Source organism: Mesorhizobium sp. NFR06, from assembly GCF_900115245.1.
Taxonomy (GTDB): Bacteria; Pseudomonadota; Alphaproteobacteria; order Rhizobiales; family Rhizobiaceae; genus Mesorhizobium.
Genome location: NZ_FOVT01000012.1, coordinates 113247 through 132095, shown reverse-complemented (window position 1 = coordinate 132095; position 18849 = coordinate 113247). Strand labels below are relative to the sequence as shown.

At 65.6% G+C, this 18849-nt stretch carries 22 protein-coding genes; 15 read left to right on the top strand and 7 right to left on the bottom strand.

Translation table 11 applies throughout. From position 1 onward, the window contains the following. Nucleotides 1-213: 213 nt before the first annotated feature. Nucleotides 214-2214 carry an amidase gene (locus F3H96_RS20995; protein ID WP_149803631.1) on the top strand — a complete coding sequence of 667 codons (2001 nt, stop codon included), beginning with the start codon at nt 214-216 and terminating at the stop codon, nt 2212-2214. Nucleotides 2215-2258: 44 nt separating this feature from the next. Then, on the top strand, nt 2259-2399 hold the full coding sequence (locus F3H96_RS30640; RefSeq protein ID WP_188131476.1) for a hypothetical protein: 141 nt from the start codon (nt 2259-2261) through the stop codon (nt 2397-2399). A 183-nt stretch (nt 2400-2582) separates the two neighbouring features. Here F3H96_RS30640 and F3H96_RS30635 read toward each other — a convergent pair whose 3' ends face one another. Beyond that, nucleotides 2583-2804 carry a hypothetical protein gene (locus F3H96_RS30635; protein WP_188131487.1) on the bottom strand — a complete coding sequence of 74 codons (222 nt, stop codon included), beginning with the start codon at nt 2802-2804 and terminating at the stop codon, nt 2583-2585. On the opposite strand from F3H96_RS30635, the gene F3H96_RS30630 reads away from it, so the two are divergent. After that, nucleotides 2790-2999, top strand: a complete 210-nt coding sequence (locus F3H96_RS30630) for a hypothetical protein (protein WP_188131475.1) — start codon at nt 2790-2792, stop codon at nt 2997-2999. The two genes, F3H96_RS30635 and F3H96_RS30630, sit on opposite strands and share 15 nt — an antisense overlap. Before the next feature lie 106 nt (nt 3000-3105). Here the strand turns inward: F3H96_RS30630 and F3H96_RS20985 are convergent, their stop codons facing one another. Continuing rightward, nucleotides 3106-3417, bottom strand: coding sequence for a hypothetical protein (locus F3H96_RS20985; RefSeq protein ID WP_149803630.1), 312 nt, complete (start codon nt 3415-3417; stop codon nt 3106-3108). A 38-nt stretch (nt 3418-3455) separates the two neighbouring features. Next, nucleotides 3456-3866: a hypothetical protein gene (locus F3H96_RS20980; RefSeq protein WP_244620085.1), complete on the bottom strand. Its 411-nt coding sequence runs from the start codon at nt 3864-3866 to the stop codon at nt 3456-3458. A gap of 139 nt (nt 3867-4005) precedes the next feature. Between F3H96_RS20980 and F3H96_RS20975 the strand changes: the two genes are divergently transcribed. The 5 genes from F3H96_RS20975 (at nt 4006) to F3H96_RS30625 (ending at nt 8137) form a co-directional block, all read left to right on the top strand. Continuing rightward, nucleotides 4006-4560, top strand: coding sequence for an isochorismatase family protein (locus tag F3H96_RS20975; protein WP_149803628.1), 555 nt, complete (start codon nt 4006-4008; stop codon nt 4558-4560). A gap of 234 nt (nt 4561-4794) precedes the next feature. Continuing rightward, entirely contained in the window at nt 4795-5253 is a 459-nt protein-coding gene (locus tag F3H96_RS20965; RefSeq protein WP_149803627.1) for a GFA family protein, read from the top strand. A gap of 370 nt (nt 5254-5623) precedes the next feature. Beyond that, nucleotides 5624-6820: an amidohydrolase family protein gene (locus F3H96_RS20960; RefSeq protein ID WP_149803626.1), complete on the top strand. Its 1197-nt coding sequence runs from the start codon at nt 5624-5626 to the stop codon at nt 6818-6820. A 70-nt stretch (nt 6821-6890) separates the two neighbouring features. Then, nucleotides 6891-7625 carry a DJ-1/PfpI family protein gene (locus F3H96_RS20955; RefSeq protein WP_244620084.1) on the top strand — a complete coding sequence of 245 codons (735 nt, stop codon included), beginning with the start codon at nt 6891-6893 and terminating at the stop codon, nt 7623-7625. 353 nt (nt 7626-7978) lie between these two features. Then, nucleotides 7979-8137, top strand: coding sequence for a hypothetical protein (locus F3H96_RS30625; RefSeq protein WP_188131474.1), 159 nt, complete (start codon nt 7979-7981; stop codon nt 8135-8137). Nucleotides 8138-8195: 58 nt separating this feature from the next. On the opposite strand, the gene F3H96_RS20950 is transcribed toward F3H96_RS30625, so the two are convergent. Then, on the bottom strand, nt 8196-8936 hold the full coding sequence (locus F3H96_RS20950; RefSeq protein WP_149803625.1) for a sulfotransferase family protein: 741 nt from the start codon (nt 8934-8936) through the stop codon (nt 8196-8198). A gap of 341 nt (nt 8937-9277) precedes the next feature. On the opposite strand from F3H96_RS20950, the gene F3H96_RS20945 reads away from it, so the two are divergent. Next, nucleotides 9278-10462 carry a PLP-dependent aminotransferase family protein gene (locus F3H96_RS20945; protein ID WP_188131483.1) on the top strand — a complete coding sequence of 395 codons (1185 nt, stop codon included), beginning with the start codon at nt 9278-9280 and terminating at the stop codon, nt 10460-10462. Nucleotides 10463-10713: 251 nt separating this feature from the next. On the opposite strand, the gene F3H96_RS20940 is transcribed toward F3H96_RS20945, so the two are convergent. Continuing rightward, a complete protein-coding gene (locus tag F3H96_RS20940; RefSeq protein ID WP_149803623.1) occupies nt 10714-11007 on the bottom strand; it encodes a hypothetical protein in 294 nt (97 codons plus the stop codon). A gap of 207 nt (nt 11008-11214) precedes the next feature. Here F3H96_RS20940 and F3H96_RS20935 point away from each other — a divergent pair, with 207 nt between their 5' ends. After that, entirely contained in the window at nt 11215-11760 is a 546-nt protein-coding gene (locus F3H96_RS20935) for a YbhB/YbcL family Raf kinase inhibitor-like protein (protein ID WP_188131473.1), read from the top strand. Between the two features lie 111 nt (nt 11761-11871). Here F3H96_RS20935 and yghU read toward each other — a convergent pair whose 3' ends face one another. Further along, the gene (gene yghU / locus F3H96_RS20930) at nt 11872-12741 is read right to left on the bottom strand and encodes a glutathione-dependent disulfide-bond oxidoreductase (RefSeq protein ID WP_149803621.1); all 870 of its coding nucleotides are present in this window, start codon (nt 12739-12741) and stop codon (nt 11872-11874) included. Nucleotides 12742-12934: 193 nt separating this feature from the next. On the opposite strand from yghU, the gene F3H96_RS20925 reads away from it, so the two are divergent. Beyond that, complete coding sequence (locus tag F3H96_RS20925; RefSeq protein ID WP_149803620.1) at nt 12935-13837, top strand: S1C family serine protease; 903 nt, start codon at nt 12935-12937, stop codon at nt 13835-13837. Between the two features lie 13 nt (nt 13838-13850). After that, on the top strand, nt 13851-14807 hold the full coding sequence (locus F3H96_RS20920) for a LysR family transcriptional regulator (RefSeq protein WP_149803619.1): 957 nt from the start codon (nt 13851-13853) through the stop codon (nt 14805-14807). Here F3H96_RS20920 and F3H96_RS20915 read toward each other — a convergent pair. Continuing rightward, on the bottom strand, nt 14758-15486 hold the full coding sequence (locus F3H96_RS20915; RefSeq protein WP_149803618.1) for an SDR family oxidoreductase: 729 nt from the start codon (nt 15484-15486) through the stop codon (nt 14758-14760). The two genes, F3H96_RS20920 and F3H96_RS20915, sit on opposite strands and share 50 nt — an antisense overlap. A gap of 325 nt (nt 15487-15811) precedes the next feature. Between F3H96_RS20915 and F3H96_RS20910 the strand changes: the two genes are divergently transcribed. The 3 genes from F3H96_RS20910 (at nt 15812) to F3H96_RS20900 (ending at nt 18830) form a co-directional block, all read left to right on the top strand. Further along, on the top strand, nt 15812-16408 hold the full coding sequence (locus tag F3H96_RS20910; RefSeq protein WP_149803617.1) for a YdeI/OmpD-associated family protein: 597 nt from the start codon (nt 15812-15814) through the stop codon (nt 16406-16408). 215 nt (nt 16409-16623) lie between these two features. Beyond that, complete coding sequence (locus tag F3H96_RS20905) at nt 16624-17328, top strand: SDR family oxidoreductase (RefSeq protein WP_149803616.1); 705 nt, start codon at nt 16624-16626, stop codon at nt 17326-17328. 293 nt (nt 17329-17621) lie between these two features. Further along, nucleotides 17622-18830, top strand: a complete 1209-nt coding sequence (locus F3H96_RS20900; protein WP_149803615.1) for an ABC transporter substrate-binding protein — start codon at nt 17622-17624, stop codon at nt 18828-18830. Nucleotides 18831-18849 lie beyond the last annotated feature (19 nt).

Below are 18849 nucleotides of genomic sequence, written 5' to 3'. Positions count from 1 at the left end.
GTGCCACCGCGAATATTGTGAGATTGGCCGGAAACCGGCAGTCTCGGCCCTGGCGCCATTCCTGACGCTGGCGATTGGCCAAAAGCGACGGCGCCAGCCGATCTCCCCCTTGCGGGGGAGATGCCCGGCAGGGCAGAGGAGGTGTGACGGAACACGGCTTTCGCGTTTCAAGCCACGGAAGGCGGAAAGATTGACCAGGAATTCGCCCAGCCCATGAATATAGTCGAAGCCTCGATCGCCGACCTGCGCCGCGCGCTGGAGGATGGAATCCTCACCAGCGTTGAACTGGTCGGCGCGTATCTGCGGCGCATTGCGCATTACGACCGCCACGGCATTGCGCTCAACGCCGTGCCCATCCTCAACCCGAACATGTTCGAGGAAGCGGCGGCATCGGATCGCCGCCGCCGCGAGGGCAGGACGCGCGGGCCGCTCGACGGCATCCCTTACACCGCCAAGGACAGCTACAAGGCGAAGGGCCTGACGGCCGCGGCCGGCTCGCCGGCCTTCGAGCATCTGACCGCAAACGAGGATGCCTTTACCATCGCCCGGCTGCGCGCCGCGGGCGCGGTGCTGATCGGCCTCACCAACATGCCGCCGATGGCCAATGGCGGCATGCAGCGCGGCGTCTACGGCCGCGCCGAGAGTCCGTACAACAAGGATTTTCTCACCGCCGCCTTCGCCTCCGGCTCGTCGAACGGCTCGGGCACGGCGACCGCCGCCTCCTTCGCCGCCTTCGGGCTCGGCGAGGAGACCTGGTCGTCGGGCCGCGCGCCGGCCTCCAACAACGCGCTGGTCGCCTACACGCCGTCGCGCGGCGTGATCTCGGCGCGCGGCAACTGGCCTTTGGTGCCGACCATGGATGTGGTGGTGCCGCATGCGCGGACCGTTGCCGACATGCTGGAACTGCTCGACGTCATCGTCGCCGACGACGGCGAGACGCGCGGCGATTTCTGGCGCGTCCAGCCCTGGGTGGAGATTCCGAAAGCGTCGGCGCTGAGGCCGGCGCGCTACACAGCGCTTGCGCTGCAAGGCGCGCTCGAGGGAAAACGCCTCGGCGTGCCGAAAATATACATCGGCAAGGACGAAGGCGGCGATCGCCCGATCGAGACACGCGCCAGCGTGCTGGAGCTTTGGCGGCAGGCGGCGCGCGATCTCGAGGCGCTCGGCGCCGAAGTGGTCGAGGTCGATTTCCCCGTCGTTTCCAACTACGAGCGCGACCGTCCTGGCGCGCTATCGATGGTCGATCGCGGCCTGGTGCCAGAGGATTTTGCCGACCGCGAGATCTGGGACCTTTCCATCTGGTCGTGGGACGATTTCCTGCGCGCCAATGGCGATCCGAAGATCCCCGACCTCGCTTCGGTCGACGGCGCCAAAATCTTCCCGCAGCCACCGGGCACGCTGCCCGACCGTTACGGCGATGCCGATTTCGACCTGGCGCATTATGTCGAGAGGGCCAGGCTGGGTGTGGCGCCGCTCGACGATATTCCCGGCATCGCGGCGGGGCTCGAGGGCCTGGAGGCAACGCGCCGCATCGACTTCGAGGACTGGCTCGACGCCAACCGCCTCGACGCGGTGGTGCTGCCGGCGGTCGCCGATGTCGGCCCGGCCGATGCCGACGTCAACGAAGCCTCCGCCCGGCTTGCCTGGCGCAACGGCACCTGGGTCGCCAACGGCAATCTCGTCTGGCGCCACCTCGGCATCCCGACGGTGACGGTGCCGATGGGCATCATGGCCGACATCGGCATGCCGGTCGGCCTGACCTTCGCCGGCAAGGCTTATGAGGATGTGGCACTGCTGACCATTGCCGGCGGCTACGAGCGCGCCACGCGGCGCCGCACCGCGCCGCCGCGCACGCCGGCGTTGGCCGACGATGTGTTCGAGGGCAGGGGCCAGGCGCGTCGCGTTGGCGATGCGCTGCCGGCGCTGGCGCTGACCGCACTGACGACGCGCTCCGGCGACACGGACGAGATCGCGATCGAACTGGAAGTCGGCGCGGACGAGCCGGCCGCCGTCGCGGTCCATGTCAATGGCGAGCCGGTTCTCATGCAAGCGGAAGGCGGTCGTTACAGCGGCCGTGTCGTCGTGCCGGCCGTGACGCATCAAGGCTTCCACAGCGTCTGGCGCGGCGCCTACGGCTCGATCGTGACGGCCATCACACGCCTGCCCGATGGGCGCAGCGCCGGCGCCTATGTCGTGACAGCTGGGATTGGCTGAGGCAAAGCGGTCCCGCCGCCGCCTCAACGATCGGCCTGCTGCAATTGTCGCTGGCCGACGAGCCGAGATACCATTGCGGCTTCAAGTCGGAGGTCGACGTCACCGATCCCGACCGCAATCTCGCCTGCGGCGTCAAGGTCGTGACCATGCTGGCAGCGCCGACGGCGGGCTCGGCAGCGAAATGAAGGGCATCGGCGCCTGCTGGCAAAATCTGCGCCGGCACTTCCGAAGTGCGCGGCAGGCTGATCGCCGCCAACCGCTCGATCCCGCAATGCCTGACCGATCCGAGGAACGCCTGAGGGCGATCACTCCGGGCCGCCCGCCAGGTCGACCGCCAGCGCGATGAATCCGAATACGGCTCCGGCGACTCACACCGCGTTCCAGCCGCCCCAGGCCCACGCAACCCCGGCCAGCAGCGAGCCGATCGCGCCGCCAACGATCTTGCGCGCTACCCCTGGGTGCTCAACGAGACCGGCTGCAGTTTTCGCGCCTTCATCCGCCACCGCTTCGAGGTGGCGCGGCTGCCCTTCCATGTCGGCGTTGAGGCGTAGGGCGCCGATCTCAGGATGTCGCTGGTGGCGCGCGGCCACGGCATCGGTGTCGTCACGCCCGGCGCGTTGTCGGGCAGCCAATGGCGCGAGGCAGTCGAGGTGGTCGACAGCCCCGGCTTCAAGCCGCAGGTGCGCTGCTGGCTGCCCCACCGCCCCCCGGGCCGGCAGGCTGGCGCGCCCGATCGCGGTGCGCTGGCCGAGGCGCTGAAGGGGCCTATGCCGCTGATGTCGTAGCCGTGGGAGGAGGGAAAGGTGCCGACCTTCGGTTATCGTCATCCTCGGGTCTGCGCGCGTCGCTCCGCCCTAGGATGACGAAGCCAGCGGCCGTCGCCTCCAGCCATCACTCTGCCTCTGGCCCTTTCCTTGCACGTTGCCAAGGCTGCCCTTCTCCATTGCGCCATGCGCACCAGCCATAAGGAAGATCCCAGAGTTCGCGGAGCGAGCTATCGATCTTCACCATCTCAGATAGACCGACAAGCATGGCATCGGCCATCTTGAAATCGACAGCCCGGTTCAGGAACTGCCAGGCCCCATCGTCATCATCGTGAGCAACGTAGTCGACAATGTGCTCGCCCCTGATTATCTGATGAATCGTAATGACGGCCACATTTGGCGGATCGTCAAAAGGCCAATCAGGATCAGCGGCAGTCATGCGTAAGTTCCCGTGGGTTGGCGTATCGATGCTTCTCGTCAGGAAGGCAATGAAGCGAGCCAGGCGTCCCAGCATTCCTGTTGCATTCGTGGAAAGGCAGGCACCACATCGTGGCCGTCCGCAAAGATGTTGACCAGATCGGTCTCTTTCGGCGGCTGCCCCATCTTCACTTTGCAGGCGATTAGTCCCCGGCTCATCTTGATCACCGTTCCTTCCGGGTAGACTCTCCCGCTGGCGCCGTAGCAGAAAGGCAGCAGCCCATCCAATTCAAGGCGTAGGCGAATCTGAAAGAGCGCTTCGAAGTAGTCATCCTCTTCAGCCTCGATAACCTTGTCCCGATAACTGCAGATGAGTTGGCATTTTGTCCCCGCATCATGCAGCGTAAAGACGGCTTGCTCATCATCGCCACGTGTGCCTGCCCCGATCAGGAATACGGTGTATTGTTCCATCATCTTCACCCCCATTGCCCGGCAACGATAGTTGCATCTCATCCACATTTCAACTCTTGATTGTTAACTTCATTCCTCGGCCGCTCGCGGGTTGTACCTTGTCCTTGACCCATCCCACACCCACGCTATCTTCGCCGCCATGCCAGACATCGCTCCCTCCGCCGCCGCGCCGCTCATCGTCATCGACCTGCAGACCGGCATGTTCGACGGCCGTTTCGACCCGCCGATCCACGATGCCGACACGATCGCCGAGCGCGCGCGAAAACTGATCGACTGGGCGCGCCGCTCCGGCCGCAAGGTGGCGTTCGTGCGCCATGACGGGCCGCAGGGCGATCCGCTGGCGCCGGGCGCCTCAGGCTGGCCGGTCTGGCCGCTGCTCGGCCAGGCCGCCGACGAGCCGACCTTCGGCAAGCGCGTCGGCAACGCCTTTTCCAACCCCGAACTGGCCGAATGGGTGGCGGGGCAGGGCGCGAAGGACGTCGTGCTCATCGGCGCCCAGACCGATTTCTGCGTCGCCGCTACCGTGAAGGGCGCCTTTGCCGAGGGGCTCGCCGTCACCATTGTTGCGGACGCCCATTCGACGCTGGACAGCGACAAGGAGAAAGCGCCCGAAATCATCGCCCGCCACAACCAGGCCTTTGCCGGACAGGGCGTGCGGCTGAAGACGACGGCGGAGCTGACGGACAAGGGCTGAACGCCGCGTTCCTTCGCGCCCCCCTCTGTCCTGCCGGACATCTCCCCCACGAGGGGGGAGATTGGCTGTCATCGACGATTTCGCCAATAGCCGACGTTGCAGGACAAGCAAGGCGCCGAAGTTGCTAATCTCCCCCCTCGTGGGGGAGATGTCCGGCAGGACAGAGGGGGGCGCTGTCCCGCCAGCATTTGCCGTTGAATCCTCGTTCCGCAATCCCAACCCAAGGAGCCCACCTTGCCTGCCCTTGCTCTCCCCGCCGAAGGAGGCTGCCGCTGCGGCCGCGTGCGCCTGAGAATCTCGGCAAAGCCCCTGCTCACCATGGCCTGCCATTGCACCGGCTGCCAGTCGATGTCGTCCAGCGCCTTTTCGCTGAGCGCGGCGATCCCTTCGCAAGGTTTCGAGGTGACGAAAGGCGAGCCGGTGGTGGGCGGGCTGCATGGCGCCTCAAAGCATTATTTCTGCGGCTACTGCATGACCTGGATGTTCACCCGCCCGGAAGGACTCGACTGGTTCGTCAACCTGCGCCCGACCATGCTCGACGACCATGCCTGGTTCTCGCCCTTCATCGAGACCTGGACGGCCGAGAAATTGCCCTGGGCGGCCACACCGGCCGTGCACAGCTACGCGGCGCTGCCATCCTTCGAGGAATATGAGCCCCTGGTCGCCGAATACGCCAAGGCCCAAGCTGATTGAGGCCGGGCTGATCGAAACGGCCGATCGAGAAAACGGCGACCCTGGGCAAGGCCGCCGTTTTGCCATTTCCGTTTCATGGTCGACGCGTCCGTTGGGGGCGCATTGTTGGGGATGTGCTTGGGCGTCCGCGTCGACCACGGCGGCCTCGTACCGCAGACTTTACCATCGCATATTTGCCGCCCGCTGAAACTTACGCGAAAGCGGAATATGGCGGGCGTGCAAGTTGTCGATTTGCCAGGCCGATGAGCGCGTGATCTCCTCGTTGTGGGGGAGATCGGCAGCTCCGGCGAAACACTTTCTACGCCTTGCCGCATTGACCTCGTCCGCTCGACCGGCAACGAGTGACGCTTTCTTTTCAACGGATTGCATCGTGAACCAGACTCATTTTCTCAACGCCAAACTTGCCGACGGCACGATCGTCGATCTCATCGTCGCCAGCGGCCGCTTCAACGCCATCGCGCCGGCCGCCAACGCGGCCACGCCGCCGGCCGGCGCCGTCGACCTCGCCGGCCGGCTCGTGCTGCCGGCCTTCGTCGAGGGCCATATCCACCTCGACACCTCCTTCTATGGCGACGCCTGGCGGCCGCACATTCCTTGCACCGACGGCTTTGACGTGCGCGAGCGCGTCGCTTTTCAGATGCGCAACCTGGAGCGGGCCGCGCCTATGGCGGAGCGCGCGAAAAACCAGCTCGAGCTCTGCGTCGGCAATGGCAGCCTCGCCATGCGCAGCCACGTCATGGTCGACGCCGCGGTCGGGATGAAGCATGTCGAGACGATCCTCGGCGTGCGGGAAAAATACCGCGACCTCATCGACATCCAGCTCGTCGCCTTCCCGCAGAGCGGCATCCTGTCCTCGCCCGGCACGGCGGAACTGCTGGACGAGGCGCTGAAGCTCGGCTGCGACCTGATCGGCGGGCTCGATCCGGCGAGCTTCGACCGCGACGTCAAGGGCCATCTCGACGTCGTCTTCGGCCTCGCCGAAAAGCACGGCGCCGGCGTCGACATCCACCTACACGACGGCGGCACGCTTGGCCTGTTCGAGATCGAGGAGCTAGTCGCCCGAACCACGGCGTTGAGCATGCAGGGAAAGGTCGCCGTCAGCCATGCCTATGCGCTGGGCGACATTTCTGCCGACGCATTGGCCAAAGCCGGCGAGAGGATCGCCGCCGCCGGTGTTTCCTTCATGACCAACGCGCCCGGCAACCATCCTTTCCCGCCGGTGGCGGCGCTGCGCAGGGCCGGCGTCACCGTCTTCGCCGGCTCCGACAACATCCGCGATTCCTGGTGGCCCTATGGCGATGGCGATATGCTCAACCGCGCCAACATGATCGGCTATCGTTCCGGCTTCTACGAGGATTGGGAGCTGGAAGCGGCCTACGATTTGGTGAGCCGTGCCGGCGCCAAGGCGCTGGGGCTTGAAGGCTACGGCATCGCCGTCGGCGCCAAGGCCGATTTCGTGGCGCTGAAGGCCGAGCATGTACCGGAAGCGGTGGTGGCGGTGCCGAAGGAGCGGACGGTGTATCGCGCGGGCAGGGAAGTAGCCAGAGATGGGAAGGTGAGCGGCTGAGGATTACATGTCGCTCGCCTAATATCGCCTGAACAGGTAGATTGCGCTCGATGGCTTCGGAGGGACAGCCATGTCGGATTTTGCCATGTCGGGTTTCAACGTCGGCTTCGTGATCTTTCCCGGCATCACCCAGCTCGATTTCACAGGCCCATTCGAGGTTTTGAGCCGGCTTGCCACGCCCGCCTCGATGTCGTCGCCCAGCAAATTTCCGCAGGCGGCGACCTATGTCGCGGCAAAGACGATGGCGCCGGTAGCCAGCGATCGAGGGCTTGCGCTCATGCCGAACCGCACCTTCGAAGACTGCCCGCTGCTCGACCTGATCTGCGTGCCCGGCGGCGCCGGTGTGGTCGATGCGCTCGCCGATGCCGAGACGGTCGACTTCATCCGCCGCCAGGCCGCCAATGCGCGCTACGTCACGTCGGTATGCGTCGGAGCCTTCCTGCTCGGTGCCGCAGGACTGCTGCAGGGGCGCCGCGCCACCACGCATTGGGCCTACACCGGCCTGCTGCCGCTGGTCGGCGCGATGCACGAAAAGGGCCGCATCGTGCGCGACGGCAATGTCTTCACCTCGGCGGGCGTCACCGCCGGCATCGACTTCGCCTTCTCAATCATCGCCGAGATCGCTGGCCCGGATGCTGCCAAGGCCATCCAGCTTTCGATCGAGTACGATCCGGCGCCGCCTTTCGACGCCGGCCACCCCGACAAGGCCTCGGAGGCGGCGATATCGCTGATGGTTCAGCGCAACACGGCGACCGGTGCAGGGATCGCGCAGGCACTGGGCAGAGTGATGGCGCGGGGCGACTGAGCGTCGGACTTGTCCGCAAAGGCCGGCCTGCGGTGCAGACCGCCGCGGTGCCCGTTTCGGATTCCCAGGCGCCGGAATAACGCCCGACCCACATTCCCGGTCGCTGGTGAATCAAAACCTCGGCGGATTGCCCCAAGCGTCCGGCATTTAAGCTCGCACGGCCCCGGCAGGCTCAGCGGCTGCGATATGCCCAGCTCCACGAAATTAGTTTGCATGCATATGTTTCAGGCCGGCTCGGCTTCGTGAAGCATTTCACCGTTCGCGCGCAATCGACCGGTTACAGACGCATCGCAAAAGCGGCGTCTGGTGAAGAGGCGGCGCCGTTTTTCCGTCGCTGATTTGTGGAGGTCCCGATGTTTAAGAGCCTTAACCGCATCCGCGCCGCCTTTGCACGGGCGAGCAAGCGCCGCCGGACGACGCGCGAATTGAACCGGCTGCCGCAGGAGATCCAGAAGGACATCGGCTGGCCGGAACGGTCGAACCAGCCCGACGAAATCCGCCTGCCGTTTTGATCTCGCGGCCGCAGGAACGGTGCCACGGCAATTTGGTGGCCTCTATCCAGGCCACCGACTACCCCAGCCACCACCACAGTCCGGCGAGCGCCAGCGCGACCGCGGCCGCCACGCCGGCGAGCATCAGATACGATCCCATGATCATCCCGTTGATGATCTTCTTGATGCTGGCGCGGTCGTTGAGGTTGGGGAAGGGCTCGTTGGGCAGCGCGACGCCGAGGAAATCGCAGAGCGGCGCCCAGCCGTCGCTGACCTTGAACACCAAGAGCTTTTCCGGCGGCACCGCCGCCTTCACCTCCTCGACATAGGAATTGTAGCGCGCCACCGCCTTGTCGCGGTCGTTCATCACGCCCTTCAGCGTCCGGCCCCAGACCAGCTTGCGCGACATGTCGCCGAACTTGCGGCCGAACGGCGTCAGCCATTCCAGCACCCTGAACTGCCAGACGTTCTCGGTGAAGTAGATCGTGTCGATGGTGCTGTCGTACCAGGCCTCGGCGCCGCGCGGATGCAGCGTCAGAAGCACCTTGGCTTCCGGATAGGCGGCCATCAGTTCGCGCCACACGCAGCACCCGGGGTTGTCGACGGTCGCCCGGTAGTTGGCGAAGACCGCGTTCCAGTCGTGCTGGCTGCCGGGCGGGCTGTTCGCCACCTTGCGCCAGAAATCGAGATGGCCCTTGTTGGCCTTGTTGATGATGACTTCCTGCATATGGTAGCTCGGAAAGCCGAGCCGGTTCAGCGCTGCGAAAGTCGACCAGGTGCCGGTACGGCCGAATCCGGCCCCGATAAGTTCGAGAGTCATTACCCCTCCCATTTTTGGACCGCTATTCTCTTTCTGGCCCGTCTTGTGGAATGAGGTTGCATACGCTTGCGCATCGGCGCAACTGGTTTCCATGCGCGACCGCTAAATAGTCTTGAATAGTCTGGCGATCGGGATGGCGGTGCCCTCCGGACCACCGCCTGTGCCGCAACGATGGGTGATGAAGGCTATGAACGCTCATTGGCCTGCGCGCGCTCCCGGCCTGGGCTATTCAACTTGCAGGAAAAGCCTGATAATAGGTCAGCCAAGTTGACCTAAATAATACGCCCCGCGGGAGGTGCGCCTTGACTCTGTTGAACCTTCTGGCCTCGCGCTCCTCGCGCATGAAGGCTTCCGAAATCCGCGAGCTGTTGAAACTGCTCGACCAGCCGGACATCATCTCCTTCGCCGGTGGGATTCCCGACCCTTCTCTGTTTCCGTCGCGGGCTATCGGCGATGCCTACCAGGCCGTGCTCGGCGGCGCCGAGGCCGGTGCCGCGCTGCAGTACCAGGTCAGCGAGGGGTTCCTGCCGCTGCGCAAATGGCTGGCCGTCTACATGGGCAAGCTCGGCGTCCATTGCGACGAGGGCAACATCTTCATCACCTCGGGCTCGCAGCAGGCGCTCGACTATCTCGGCAAGCTGTTCCTGTCGCCGGGCGACACCGCACTTGTGACCTGGCCGACCTATCTCGGCGCGCTGCAGGCCTTCAATGCCTACGAGCCGCGCTATGACCGGCTGAACACCGCCGGCGGCAACATGACGCCGGAGGCCTACCGTGCGGCCGCCGCCGAGCCTTCCGCTTTTTCGAAAGGCGGCAAGGTGAAGTTCGCCTATCTGGTGCCGGATTTCGCCAACCCGACCGGCAACACGCTCGACGCCAGGCAGCGCGAAGCGGTTCTCGACCTTGCCGGCGAGCTCGACATCGCCGTGATCGAGGATGCCGCCTATCGCGCGCTGCGCTATGACGGCGAGGGCGTGCCGCCGATCCTGGCGCTCGACTGCGCCCGCTCCGGCGGCATCGACAAGGCGCGCACGCTCTATTGCGGCTCCTTCTCGAAGATTCTTTCGCCCGGCATGCGCGTCGGCTGGGTCTGCGCGCCGCGCCACGTGGTGGAGAAACTGGTGCTGATGAAGCAGGCCTCCGACCTGCACAGCCCTTCGATCAACCAGATGGTGATGCACCGTGTCGCCGAGACCATCTTCGACGCCCAGGTGGAAAAGCTGATCGGCGCCTACCGCAAGCGGCGCGACGCGCTGCTCGCTGCGCTCGAGGCCAACATGCCGCAAGGCGTTTCCTGGAACCGCCCGGACGGCGGCATGTTCGTCTGGCTGACGTTGCCTGAAGGCACGGATGCCACCGAGCTGCTGGCGCGTTCGGTCAAGGAGGCGCGGGTCGCCTTCGTGCCCGGCAACGCCTTCCACGCCGACGGCACCGGCCGCAACACGCTGCGCATGTCGTTCACGCTTGCCGATGACCGCGCGGTGGGTGAGGGCGTGCCGCGGCTGGCGAGGTTGTTGCGGGGGTAATCTCCCCCTCGAGAGGGGAATCAACAGCCGGCTATCACCTGCGCCTCGCGCAGGCGTGATTGATAGTGCGCAGGCGTGATTATCGGCGCGGCCGATTCCTCGGCTAGGGTTGCGGCCGATCCAACACCCCTGGATCGACCCGGCCGTGGGGTCCCACCTCCATGGTCCGAATGAAAAAGCCCCGACGGCCTCCACCGGCGGGGCTTTTTTCATGCGCACTCCCGCGCCACCAGCGACGTGGTCGGGCGGCGCTACTTGTTGCAGTTCTGCATATTGGAGGTCATGGCGCCGCTGGGCGTGTTGTTGTCGGTGTCATTGGCGCCGCTGTCCTTGCAGCGATCCTCCATGCCGCCCGACTGTTTGGTGGAGTTCGTCGTGGTGGTGTCCGTCGTGCTTGGGGTTGCCGGGTTCGGCGTGGCGCCGGTCGCCGGGCCGCTGCCCGTGCCGTTCATGCCTCCGCCGCTTGTGCCTGTCGATTGCGCCATCGCGCCCGACGTCGCGAGCGCTGCGGTGAGCACGCAAGCTGCAAGAATTTTCTTCATCATTGGAAGTCTCCAAGGCGTTTCATCGTTTGATTGCACAGATTTCCAACGGAGCTTTCCGGGCGATGTTCCGGCTGAAAGAATTCGTGAAAAGGCCGCATCGCCGCGCGGCGCGGCAGCCGATTCGCCGGCACGTCACACAAAGTTGCGCGAATGCCGTCGGACATTAGCTATAGTATCTGCCACCTTGGCCAGAAGGGGAGGAGTGCCATGATTTCGCGCCTTTGCTTCACCGTGCTCGCGCTGGCTGCGTTCGCCACCCAGGCAACCGCCTTCGAGATCTCCAGCCCGTCGGTATCGAACGACAAATGGAATGCAAAATATCTCGGCGACAATGCCGGCTGCGGCGGCAAGAGCGTCTCCATCGCGCTCGCCTGGAAGGATCCGCCTGCCGGCACCAAGAGCTACGCGCTCACCATGTTCGATCCCGACGCCAATGGCGGCAAGGGCTTTTGGCATTGGCTGGCCTGGAACATCCCGGCGAGCGCCAAGGGCCTGGCCGAGGGCGCCGGCTCGAAGAGCGGCAAGCGCATGCCCAAGGGCACGGTGTCGGGCGAGGGCGGCGTCGGTCGCGCCGGCTATTTCGGCCCGTGCCCGCCGCCCGGCAGCGGCAAGCACCACTATGTCGTCACGCTCTACGCGCTGGCTGAGGCGAAGCTGCGGACGCCGGACAATCCATCACCCGAGATGGTATCTGTCGCGGCGAAAAGCCAGGCGCTGGGCGAGGCCAGTGTGACATATACATTCGGGCGGTAGCGCGACGCCCTGCCTCCCCCTTGTGGGGAGGTCGGACCGAAGGTCCGAGACGGCGCCCGCACCTCGCCCCGCTGCTTAGCGGACTCTCCCGACATGGGGAGGTGGAATTCATCACTCCGCCGCTTGCAGCTTGTCCTGCGTCCTCGTCTCGAAGTCGCTGGCATCGTGGCGCTCGCGCAGCTGGAAGGCCGGGTCGCCGGACATGCGATTGACCATGCGGCCGCGCTTCACCGCCGGCCGGGCGTCGATGGCGTCGGCCCAGCGCTGTACGTGCTTGTATTCATGCACCGACAGAAACCGCGCGGCGTCATTGTAGCTGCGGCCCTTGGCGAGCCCGCCATACCAGGGCCACACGGCCATGTCGGCGATCGTGTAATCCGGCCCGGCGAGGTATTCGCTTTCCGCCAGCCGGCGGTCGAGCACGTCCATCTGCCGCTTGGTCTCCATGGCGAAGCGGTCGATGGCGTATTCGATCTTCTCCGGCGCATAGGCGTAGAAATGGCCGAAGCCGCCGCCGAGATAAGGGGCCGACCCCATCTGCCAGAACAGCCATGAAAAGGTTTCGGTGCGCGCCGCCCGCTCGGTCGGCAGGAATTCGCCGAATTTTTCGGCCAGATAGGTAAGGATCGAGCCGGATTCGAAGACCCGCACCGGCTTCGGCTCGCTATAGTCCATCAGCGCCGGGATCTTCGAATTCGGGTTGACCTTCACAAAGCCCGAGCCGAACTGGTCGCCGTCGCCGATCTTGATCAGCCAGGCGTCGTATTCGGCGCCCTCGTGGCCGCGCGCCAGCAATTCCTCCAGCATGATCGTGACCTTCTGGCCGTTCGGCGTGGCGAGCGAGTAAAGCTGCAGCGGATGCTTGCCGACCGGCAGTTCCTTCTCATGCGTGGGGCCTGCGATCGGCCGGTTGATCGAAGCGAACTCGCCGCCATTCGGCTTGTTCCAGGTCCAGACTTTCGGCGGGATGTATTGGTCCATATGCGAGGCCTCGTGTTTCGCGAACGTCTCCGTTGCCGATAGACTTAGGTGCGGTTCGGCGCGCGTCAAAGAAAAAAGTTCAATCTTCGTTGAACTAGTGCTTGTGCCAGTTCCGCGAGGGGCGGAGAAGACCCTTGCACCGCGCTCCTTCGGCCATACTTATAGAACAAGACCCGCTATGCAGGATGGATCGATGACCGTCGAAAAAATCTCGCGTTCCGTCGTTGCCGTGCGCGCCACGGTGCCGGACGACGCTTTCACCGCCAATGCGCTGGGCACGCGTCGCGAAGGCAGCGGCGTGGTGATCCGCGACAATGGCCTGGTGCTCACCATCGGCTATCTCATCACCGAGGCCGAGGAGGTGTGGCTGACCGACCAGAATGGCCGCGTCGTGCCGGCGCATGCGCTGGCGTACGACCAGGAGACCGGCTTCGGCCTGGTGCAGGCGCTGTCGCCGCTCAATCTTCCGGCTGTCCAGCTCGGCAACGCCAGGAAGGCCAATATCGGCGACGCGGTGACGCTCGCCGACGGCATCGGCCAGCAGGTCGACGCCCATATCGTCACCAAGCAGGAATTCGCCGGCTATTGGGAATATCTGATCGACGAGGCGATCTTCACCGCACCCGCGCATCCGTCCTGGGGCGGTGCGGCGCTGTTCGACCGCAACGGCAAGCTGCTCGGCGTCGGTTCCTTGCGCCTGCAGATGAGCCGCGCCGGCGAGGTGGCCGACATCAACATGGTCGTGCCCATCGATCTTTTGACGCCGATCCTCGACGATCTGATCAAGCGCGGCCAGGCGGCGAAGGCGCCGCGTCCGTGGCTCGGCGCCTTCTCGGCCGAATCGAGCGGCATGGTGGTGGTGATGAGCGTCGCGGAAGGCGGTCCCGCGGCAAAGGCGGGCCTGCGCCAGGGCGACATCATCTCCGACGTGCGCGACGGCGAAGTGGATGGCCTTGCCGACTTCTACAGAAAACTCTGGCAGAATCCGGCCGGCGCTGAAATCCCGCTGCGCGTCGTGCGAGACGGCCGCGAGACCTGGCTCAGGGTAAAATCCGCCGACCGCAATTCCTTCCTCAAGAAGCCGCAGCTGCAGTAGCTTCGAAGCCGCGATGCATCCCAGGCTGCTGAAGACCTTTCTGGCGGTCGCGCGCACCGGCAACGTCACGCGCGCCGCGCAGGCGGCCAATCTCGCCCAGTCGAGCGTCAGCGACCAGATCCAGGCGCTGGAAGCCGAGCTCGGCTCGAGCCTCTTCATCCGCTCGCGGCAGGGGCTGCACCTGACGCCGGCCGGCGAGGCGCTGAAACCCTATGCCGAGGAATTGCTGGCGCTGGCCGACGAGGCCAGGGCCGCCGTCGATGCCACCAGGGCCGAGACGGCGGGCAGCCTGTCGATCGGCGCGCTGGAGACGATCGCCTCGGCAAGGCTGGCCCCATGGCTCGCCGGTTTCCGGGCCGACCACCCCGGCATCGACATCAAGCTCAGGATCGCCGGCAGCGGCGACTTGCTGCGCAGGCTGGGCGACGGCGCGATCGACGTCGCCTTCTGCTTCGAGCAGCCCCATGAGCGTGATGTCGACGACGGCGCGCCGGACCGGCGCCTTGCCAGGCGCGTCGTCGCCACCGAGCCGCTGGCGCTGATCGCGCCGCCCGGCGACAACCGGGCCGATGTCGATCTGGCGACGCTTGCGGACAAGCGTTTCGTCGCCACCGAGACCGGCTGCGTCTACCGCGCCATGGTCGACACCGCCTTCGCCGGGGCAGGTCTCGGCAAGCCCAGCCTCGCCGCCGAAGCCGGCAGCATCGACGCCATCGCCGGTCTGGTGGCGGCCGGCGCCGGCTTCGGCCTCGTGCCGCGGCTCGCGGCCGCCGCCGCGATCGATCGCGGCGAGGTGGCCGAGCTTGCCTGGCCTGGGCCGGTCCGCTCGGCGGACGTGGTGATGATCTGGCGCCGCCGCCGCGTCCAGCCGCCGGCTTTGAAACGCCTGCTCGCAGCGGTGGGCGAGAATTTCACGCCGGTCAAACCAGCCGCTGCCCGCCCTCGACATGCAGCGTCTCTCCCGTCGTAAAGCCGTTGCCGATGAGGAAGCGAATTGCGTCGGCGATGTCTTGCGGCCGTCCGACCCGTCCCGCCGGCAAGCGCTTCGCCATCGCGGCAAGCGTGTCGTCCTTTTTGTCGCCGGCGACGAACTCCCAGATCGGCGTGTCGACCCAGCCGGGCGAGACCGCGTTGACGCGGATCGGCGCCAGCTCGACGGCCAGAGCCCGCACCAGCCCTTCCAGCGCCGCGTTGACGGCCGCGACCACCGCGCCACGCGCCGCCGGCCGATAGGCCGCGATGCCGGAGACGAAGGTGAGCGAGCCGTTGGCCGGCAGCTGCGGCGCGCCATGCTTGGCCAGAAGCAGCGGCCCGTAGAACTTGCTCTCCACCACCCGCTGGGCGGCTTCCAATTCGATCTCGGGCAACAGCCGATAGGCGCCTTCGATATCGGCCGCGGTGCTGACGATATGGTCGAGCCGGTCGATGCGTTGGAAGAGCGCCGCGACCTGGTCTTCGCTGCCGATGTCGACTGCCGCCGTTTCGAGAGCGGCCGGCCGGCCGAGCTCTCCGCGCGCCGCGTCCAGCTTCGCTTCGCCGCGCCCGGCGATGACGACGCCGGCGCCTTCCGCGAGACAGCGCCTCGCAAGCGCCAGCCCCATGCCCGAACTGCCGCCGACGATCAGGATTTTCTGCTTGTCCATGTCCATGCCTTTCCTTTGCATGGACGATCATTTGGCGGTTGAGCCGGCAGATTGGAAACGGAAGAAACCGATAGCGCCATCGGAGAGTCCGATGAAGGACAGGCGGTGTCGATGAAGCAGCCGATCTCCCCCCTTGTGGGGGAGATGCCCGGTAGGGCAGAGGGGGGAGTGAAGGATCGCGGCCTTTCCGTCTAATCTCCATCAACTATAAGCAGAGACGGCGATGAGGCCCCGACAGGCTGGCGGGACAGCGCCCCCCTCTGGCCTGCCGGCCATCTCCCCCGCAAGGGGGGAGATCGGCAGCTTTCGCGCCGCGCTAGGAGGAAAAACGATGCCCCCGATGAAAGTCGATCCGGACAAGGTGCGCGAGTTCCCCGACGCCGAAAGCTTCCATGCCTGGCTGGCCGACAATCACGACCGCGAAAGCGAAGTCTGGATCAAGATCCACAAGGTCGGCTCTGGGCTCGCCTCGATCACGCCGAAGGAGGCGATCGACGTCGCGCTCTGCTTCGGCTGGATTGACGCGGTGCGCAAGTCGCTCGATGAAAAAAGCTTCCTGCAGCGCTACACGCCGCGCGGCAGGAAGAGCATCTGGAGCAAGATCAACGTCGACAACGTCGCGCGCCTGATCGAGGAGGGCCGCATGACCAGGCATGGCCTCGAACAGGTCGAGGCGGCCAAGGCCGATGGCCGTTGGGATCGCGCCTATGGCGGATCGAAGAAGATGACCATCCCGCCCGACCTGCAGGCGGCGATCGATGCCGAGCCGAAGGCGAAGGAAATGCTGGCGGCGCTTTCCGCGCAAAACCGCTTCGCGCTCGCCTTCCGCACCCACAACATGAAGACCGAGGCAGGGCGCCGCAAGAAGATCGCCGATCTGGTGGCCATGCTGAAGCGCGGCGAGACGATCCACCCGCAGAAGAAATAGAATCCAATCTCCCGCATTGCGGAGGAGATGGCCGGTCCACCCTCCGCGGCTGCTGCGGAGGACGGGCAGGCCGGGGGTGCGAAGGAACTCGGCCTCGCTCGCAATGGGACAGCAAATTCATGCGCCACATCGCATAATGATTGCCATCGTCGCTCTCTAATCAAACAATGCCGCCCATGCGATCCTTTATGGAGCAGACCACGGGAGCACGCGCGATGAACACAGCAACCCACTCCGCCAAAGTCGCCCTCGTCACCGGCGGCAATCGCGGCATCGGCCTGGAAACGGCCAGGCAGCTGGCCGAACTCGGCTTCACCGTCGTCATTGGCGTGCGCGACCTCGCCAAGGGCGAGGCGGCGGCCAAGAACAGCGGCGGCAAGGTCGAGGCCATCGCGCTGGATGTCGCCGCGCCTGAAGCGGCCGCGCAGGCCGCGGCCGCGGTCGAACGCCGCTTCGGCCGGCTCGATGTTTTGATCAACAATGCCGCGATCCACTACGACCCGTCGGCGCGGGCGCTCAAACCCGACTGGACGGTGATCCGCGAGGCCTTCGAGACCAACGTCTTCGGCGCCTGGCGCATAGCTGCCGCCTTTGTGCCGTTGCTTGTCGCCTCCGGCCATGGCCGGCTGGTCAACGTCTCGTCGGAAGGCGGCTCGCTCGCCTCGATGGGCGCCGGCGCGCCGGCCTATTCGACCAGCAAGGCGACGCTCAACGCGCTGACCCGCATCCTGGCGGCCGAGCTGCGCGGCTCGGGCGTGCTGGTCAATTCGATCTGCCCCGGCTGGGTCGCGACCGACATGGGCGGCCCCGGCGGTCGCCCGGTCGCGCAAGGGGCGGCCGGCATCGTCTGGGCCGCGACCTTGCCTGACGACGGCCCGACCGGCGGATTTTTTCGCGACGGCAAGCGGCTGCCGTGGTGAGTAGGCGTCGATGAGGGGGATATTTCCCAGCCTCTTGATCGTCTCCGGCAACTGGTCGTCCCATCCATCCGCCATGCTACGAAAATAGCATTCTCCACCCGTGAAATGTGATGCTAGGCTCGCGCCCGTGCACCCAGGGCACGCGGCGGCCCGCCCCGCAAAACAAGGAACCCGCAGGAGGAGGAGCGGGAGACAGGATCGAGGCCCCAAAAATCCAAAATCCGGACGGAACTGTTGAACCATTGCGAGGTCGGCTGCGTTTGCCGTGGTTGGCCACAAGGGAGGAACCACCAGTGAAAGCATCCTATCTCGTCTCGGCCGCGCTCCTCGCGGCGTCCGCAATGCCGGCGGCGGCTGGCGAAATCTCCGACGGCAAGGTCAAGATCGGCATCCTCAACGACCAGTCGGGCGTCTATGCCGATTTCGGCGGCAAATGGTCGGTCGAGGCCGCCAAGATGGCGGTCGAGGATTTCGGCGGCAAGGTCCAGGGCGCGCCGATCGAGATCGTCAGCGCCGACCATCAGAACAAGCCCGACATCGCCTCCAACATCGCCCGCCAATGGTACGACACCGAACAGGTCGACGCGATTATGGAGCTGACCACGTCTTCCGTCGCGCTCGCCGTCCAGGGGCTTTCCAAGGAAAAGAAGAAGATCGACATCGTCACCGGCGCGGCTTCGACGGACCTTACCGGCAAGCAGTGCTCGCCCTACGGCTTCCACTGGGCCTATGACACTCACTCCCAGGCGGTCGGCACCGGTGGCGAGCTCGTCAAGCAGGGCGGCGACAGCTGGTATTTCATCACCGTCGACTACGCCTTCGGCTATTCGCTGAAGGACCAGACCGCCAAGCTCGTCGAGGCCAGCGGCGGCAAGGTGCTGGGCGAGGTGCGCTATCCGCTGGGCGCCACCGACTATTCCTCCTTCCTGTTGCAGGCGCAGTCCTCCGGCGCCAAGATCGTCGGCCTTGCCAATGCCGGCCTCGACACCTCGAACTCGATCAAGCAGGCGGCGGAGTTCGGCATCGTCGCCGGCGGCCAGCGGCTGGCGGCACTCCTCTTCACGCTCGCCGAAGTGCATGGCCTCGGCCTGCAGGCGGCGCAGGGCGTGGTGCTGACCGAAGGCTACTACTGGGATCGCGACGACAAGAGCCGCGACTTCGCCCAACGCTTCTTCAAGCGCACCAACCGCATGCCCAACATGATCCAGGCCGGCACCTATTCGGCGGTGACGCAGTATCTGAAAGCCATCGACAAGGCCGGCACGGACGAGACCGAAGCGGTGGCCAAGCAACTGCATGAAATGCCGGTCAACGACGTCTTCACCGCCAACGGCAAGGTGCAGGCCGACGGCTCGATGGTGCACGACATGTATCTCTACCAGGTCAAGAAGCCGGAAGAGTCGAAGAAGGACTGGGACTACTACACCTATCTGGCGACGATTCCCGGCGACAAGGCCTTCATGAAGGCCGAGGACAGCGGTTGCCCGCTCGTCACCAAGTGACGCTCGACACCGCCACCGC

Coding starts and splice junctions, on each gene's coding strand:
- F3H96_RS20995 (WP_149803631.1), top strand. CDS start 214: ATGAATATAGTCGAAGCCTCGATCGCCGACCTGCGCCGCGCGCTGGAG.
- F3H96_RS20985 (WP_149803630.1), bottom strand. CDS start 3,417: ATGACTGCCGCTGATCCTGATTGGCCTTTTGACGATCCGCCAAATGTG.
- F3H96_RS20980 (WP_244620085.1), bottom strand. CDS start 3,866: ATGGAACAATACACCGTATTCCTGATCGGGGCAGGCACACGTGGCGAT.
- F3H96_RS20975 (WP_149803628.1), top strand. CDS start 4,006: ATGCCAGACATCGCTCCCTCCGCCGCCGCGCCGCTCATCGTCATCGAC.
- F3H96_RS20955 (WP_244620084.1), top strand. CDS start 6,891: ATGTCGGATTTTGCCATGTCGGGTTTCAACGTCGGCTTCGTGATCTTT.
- F3H96_RS30625 (WP_188131474.1), top strand. CDS start 7,979: ATGTTTAAGAGCCTTAACCGCATCCGCGCCGCCTTTGCACGGGCGAGC.
- F3H96_RS20950 (WP_149803625.1), bottom strand. CDS start 8,936: ATGACTCTCGAACTTATCGGGGCCGGATTCGGCCGTACCGGCACCTGG.
- F3H96_RS20945 (WP_188131483.1), top strand. CDS start 9,278: ATGAAGGCTTCCGAAATCCGCGAGCTGTTGAAACTGCTCGACCAGCCG.
- F3H96_RS20940 (WP_149803623.1), bottom strand. CDS start 11,007: ATGATGAAGAAAATTCTTGCAGCTTGCGTGCTCACCGCAGCGCTCGCG.
- F3H96_RS20935 (WP_188131473.1), top strand. CDS start 11,215: ATGATTTCGCGCCTTTGCTTCACCGTGCTCGCGCTGGCTGCGTTCGCC.
- yghU (WP_149803621.1), bottom strand. CDS start 12,741: ATGGACCAATACATCCCGCCGAAAGTCTGGACCTGGAACAAGCCGAAT.
- F3H96_RS20925 (WP_149803620.1), top strand. CDS start 12,935: ATGACCGTCGAAAAAATCTCGCGTTCCGTCGTTGCCGTGCGCGCCACG.
- F3H96_RS20920 (WP_149803619.1), top strand. CDS start 13,851: ATGCATCCCAGGCTGCTGAAGACCTTTCTGGCGGTCGCGCGCACCGGC.
- F3H96_RS20915 (WP_149803618.1), bottom strand. CDS start 15,486: ATGGACATGGACAAGCAGAAAATCCTGATCGTCGGCGGCAGTTCGGGC.
- F3H96_RS20910 (WP_149803617.1), top strand. CDS start 15,812: ATGCCCCCGATGAAAGTCGATCCGGACAAGGTGCGCGAGTTCCCCGAC.
- F3H96_RS20905 (WP_149803616.1), top strand. CDS start 16,624: ATGAACACAGCAACCCACTCCGCCAAAGTCGCCCTCGTCACCGGCGGC.